A 3,118-nucleotide genomic window follows, 5' to 3' on the forward strand; every position below is an offset into this window, starting at 1 on the left:
CGCGCCCGGGCGTCCCTGCGCGCTGGCAGACTGGGAGGTGATGCGTCGACGACGGAGCGGGCACCCTCGCCGGCCGCTGGGTCGGGGCCTCCGGAGGCAACGGACTGGTGGGGATGCGGGAGCGGGTGGAACTCGCCGGGGGCACCTTCGAGGCCGGCCCCCGGCTCGGCAGCGGATGGCACGTACGTGCCTCGATTCCGACAAGGACGAAGTGATGACGCAGGCGGACAGACCGATCCGGGTGGCCGTGGTGGACGACCAGCCGCTGATCCGGGCCGGATTCTCGATGGTGCTGGCCGGTCAGGACGACATAGAGGTGGTCGGGGAGGCGGAGAACGGGGCCCAGGCCCTCGACCTGCTGGACAGGGTCGAGGCGGACGTCGTGATCATGGACATCCGCATGCCCGTCATGGACGGCATCCAGGCCACGGAGCAGGTGATGCTGCGGGACGATCCGCCCGGGGTGCTGGTGCTGACCACCTTCGACGACGACGAGGACGCCTTCGCGGCGCTGCGCGCCGGAGCCGGCGGCTTCCTGCTGAAGAACGCCCCCGCCACGGAGGTCGTCAACGCCATCCGGGTCCTGGCCGCGGGGGAGTCGGTGGTGGCGCCGCGCATCACCCGGCTGCTCCTCGACCGGGTCGCGGACCGGCTGGCACCGGTGAACGAACAGGCCGAGCGGCTGGACGTGCTCACCGCACGCGAGCGGGACGTACTCACCCTGATCGCCCGGGGGCTGTCCAACGCCGAGATCGCGTCGGACCTGTACGTCGCGGAGGCCACCGTGAAAACGCACCTGAGCAACCTCATGGCCAAGCTGCACCTGAGGGACCGTGCCCAGGCCGTCGCGTTCGCCTATCAGTCCGGGCTGGTCCGTCCCTCCCCCTGAGGGTGCAGAAGCCCGCCGGGGGTCCTGCCCCCGGGGGTGCAGGAACCGCCCCGCCCGGTGGGCCAGATCCGCCCCCTCGATCTCGGATGCGTGGCCGATGTCCCGCGGGCCGCCGGACTCCAGACTTCTCATGCCGCCGAACGCGGCCGAGAAGACACCCACTGGAGGACCCGATGAACACCGCGCCCGCCACCGCCCCCGCCACGAACGACGACCGCAACCGCAAGCGCGACCGCGTCGTCCTCGGCGCCGCCACGGCCGTGATCGCCGCGGCCCTGGTCGCCGGGGCCGGCTACTGGTGGCAGGGCAGGAACGAGCTCAGCCAGGCCTCCGCCGCCGACTGCGAGCTGGCGCGGCGCATCGTCACCGAGGCCGAGCGGATCTCCACCGCTTCGGCGTCGGAGGCGCGGAAGTGGTGGGAGGAGACCGGCGACGAACGCCGCGCGCGGATGGAGGACGGCTACCTCGGAGCCACGATCTCCACCTACGAGGGGTACGCGCTCGAAACCGCCCGGAACCCCGCCGCGGCGCCGTCCGCCGAGGAGCTGAAGGTCCTCCAGGAGAAGGCGCGGGGACACTGCGCGGACGCCGGCATCACCCTGTCCATGCCGCGGCTCGGCTCCTGACCCGGATCGCGAGGGCCCTCCCCATGGCTGTCCACACCGTCGCCCCCGGCGACCCACCGGACGACGTCATCACCGCCACCGCCCTGGTGAAGACCTACCGCCAGGGCACCGCCGAGGTGCGGGCCCTGGACGGGGTGTCCGTCGGTGTGCAGCGCGCCCGGTTCACCGCCGTCGTCGGCCCCTCCGGATCGGGGAAGTCGACCCTGATGCACTGCGTCGCCGGACTCGACACCGTCACCTCCGGCCGGATCGTCCTGGACGGAACGGAGATCACCGGGCTGCCCGACCGGCAGCTGACCCGGGTGCGGCGGAAGCGGATCGGATTCGTCTTCCAGTCGTTCAACCTGCTGCCCCAGCTGACCGCCTACGAGAACATCGTGCTGCCCGTCACCCTGTCCGGCGGGCGCCCGGACCGCGCCCTGGTGGAGCACCTCTGCGAAGTCCTCGGTATCGCCCACCGGGTGGCGCACCGCCCGTCCGAGCTGTCCGGGGGCCAGCAGCAGCGGGTCGCCGTGGCCCGGGCGCTGGTGGCCCGGCCGGCCGTGGTCTTCGCCGACGAGCCCACCGGCAACCTCGACTCCCGGGCCGGCGCCGAGGTCCTCACCGTGCTGCGCCAGGCCGTCGACGACCTCGGCCAGACGGTCGTGATGGTCACCCACGACCCCGCGGCCGCGCGGTACGCGGACCGGGTGCTGACCCTCGCGGACGGACGCGTCCGCAGCGACGAGCACACCGCCCCCTCCCGGCGGGTCGCCGCCCTCGCCACCGACGTCATGGGGAGGCGGCGATGAGGGGCCCGGTGAGGGGCCCGTGGCGCGCGACCCTCCTGGGCTCCCAGGTGGCGGAGCTGCTGCGGCGGCCCGGACGGTTCGCGGCCACCGGACTGTCGCTGCTGATCGCGGCCTTCGTCGTCTTCGGCGCCGTCATGGCCCAGCAGATCGTCACCGCGACCGTCGTCGAGCAGTTCCGCGGCACACCCGAGGCGGTGTCGCTGGTGGTCACGCCCGGCGACGACGGCGAGGACATCGGCGAGGCCGGGCTCCGCGCCGTCCGGAGGACGCCCGGGGTCGCCGAGGCCGTCGGCCGGCTCGACGGCGGCGCCCCGCTGGACGGCAGCGCCGTCGAACGCTACCTGGACCTGTCCGCGGACCCGGGCGCCGGCGCCCTGGCGGCAGTCCGGCTGGTCAAGGGCACGTACCCCTCCGGGCCGGGCCGGGTCGCCGTCAACACGGAGGCCGCTCGGGCCTACGACCTCGCCCCCGGATCGTCGCTCGTCCTGCTGCGGCCCGGAACCGACGGCGAGGGCACCCAGCGGGTGAGCGTCGAGGTCAGCGGCATCGTCCGCGCCACCTCGACGGGCGACACCCGGCCCACCGGTTACGCCCCCGGCCCCTGGCTCCGGGAACTGCTCGGCGTCCCGGGCTACTCCCGCATCGACATCCGCACCGACACCGCGTCCGCGTCCTCCGCGTCCGGTTCCGCGTCCGGTTCCGCGTCCGGTTCCGGGGCCGCGGACCCGGCGGAGCGGATCCGGCAGGCGGTGCCCGGAGCGTCGGTGCGGTCCGGGGACGAGGTGCGGGAGGAGGAGGCCGACGCGGCGGTG

At 74.2% G+C, this 3,118-nt stretch carries 3 protein-coding genes and 1 pseudogene; all 4 read left to right on the plus strand.

Annotation, left to right across the window (positions count from 1 at the left end):
- Positions 1 to 214 precede the first annotated feature (214 nt).
- A complete protein-coding gene (locus RIF68_RS32330; protein ID WP_309054825.1) occupies positions 215 to 889 on the plus strand; it encodes a response regulator transcription factor in 675 nt (224 codons plus the stop codon).
- A gap of 173 nt (positions 890 to 1,062) precedes the next feature.
- Positions 1,063 to 1,515, plus strand: coding sequence for a hypothetical protein (locus tag RIF68_RS32335; RefSeq protein WP_309054826.1), 453 nt, complete (start codon positions 1,063 to 1,065; stop codon positions 1,513 to 1,515).
- Positions 1,516 to 1,538: 23 nt separating this feature from the next.
- Complete coding sequence (locus RIF68_RS32340; protein WP_309054827.1) at positions 1,539 to 2,306, plus strand: ABC transporter ATP-binding protein; 768 nt, start codon at positions 1,539 to 1,541, stop codon at positions 2,304 to 2,306.
- Positions 2,303 to 3,118 (plus strand): annotated as a pseudogene (locus tag RIF68_RS32345) (ABC transporter permease); the annotation flags it as partial. The gene RIF68_RS32340 and the pseudogene RIF68_RS32345, both read left to right, overlap by 4 nt.

Origin of the sequence: Streptomyces sp., from assembly GCF_031178505.1 — a bacterium.
Taxonomy (GTDB): domain Bacteria; phylum Actinomycetota; class Actinomycetes; order Streptomycetales; family Streptomycetaceae; genus Streptomyces; species Streptomyces gulbargensis.